Source organism: Synechococcus sp. R6-10, assembly GCF_047461815.1.
In the GTDB taxonomy this organism is placed as follows: domain Bacteria; phylum Cyanobacteriota; class Cyanobacteriia; order Thermostichales; family Thermostichaceae; genus Thermostichus.
In genome coordinates this window covers 1-954 of sequence record NZ_JANSHW010000351.1, presented here as the reverse complement: position 1 = coordinate 954, position 954 = coordinate 1, and the positions used below count along the sequence as shown (strand labels likewise).

1 protein-coding gene is annotated in these 954 nt (G+C 56.4%); it reads left to right on the top strand.

The genetic code is table 11. The features are described from left to right. Positions 1-249 precede the first annotated feature (249 nt). A partial coding sequence (locus tag NW837_RS10205) for a cation:proton antiporter (RefSeq protein WP_414331229.1) occupies positions 250-954 on the top strand: 705 nt, incomplete at its 3' end.

Here is a 954-nt window from a genome sequence, read left to right as displayed (position 1 = left end):
GATTTCTATCTACATTCTGTATTATAAGCTACGGTTTTGGGGTGTTGTCAGCAACTTTTAACAAAAATTTCCACTGAGTTTCTGGCCAGCTTCCTCTAATCGGGACTAGTCAGCCGGGATCCCTGGGGGAAGTAAGGTGCAGGGCTTGGGGCCAGGTTCTCCACTCTGTCCGAGATGCCAGAGGAAGCATTATCGTGGAAGAATCCTCAGGATTGGCTACAAAAGTTCACATTCCTCGGTGAGTGCCCTGTGCAGGAAGACTTTCGTCTGATTTTGGACATTGTGACGGTATTGGCGGCAGCGGCAGCAGGTGGATTCTTGGCTTCGCTGCTGAGGCAGCCGGTGTTGCTCGGCTACTTACTGGCCGGGATCTTGGTGGGGCCAACCGGGTTGGGGTGGATCAAAGAGTTGGTTCAGGTGGAAACCTTGGCCCAGTTTGGGGTGACCTTTTTGCTGTTCACCTTGGGGGTGGAGTTTTCCCTGAAAGAATTGCGCAAAGTGCGGGGGATCGCCGTTGGCGGCGGCATTTTGCAAATTGGCCTGACGATTTTGATCACGGCGGTGCTGGCGGTGGTCAGCGGCTGGTTGACGCCGGTGCAAGGGATCTTTTTGGGGGCCGTGCTCTCCTTGTCCTCGACTGCCGTGGTGCTGAAAAGTCTCACTGAGACCAACCAAATGGGCACTCCCCAAGCCCAGGCCATGCTGGGGATCCTGATTGTGCAAGATTTGGCGGTGGGGCTGATGTTGGCGGTGTTGCCGGCTTTGGACTCTCCCCTGCCGGAGCTGGCGGGATCCCTGGTCAAGTCGGTAGCGGAAATTGGCCTGGTGGGGCTGGGGGCAGTGGTGAGTGGCATTTGGCTCGTTCCGGCCTTCTTGCGGCTTTTGGCTCAGCAGGAGAGCAAAGAGGTGTTTTTGCTGGGGGTGATCAGCCTCTGCGTGGGGATTGCCCTGTTG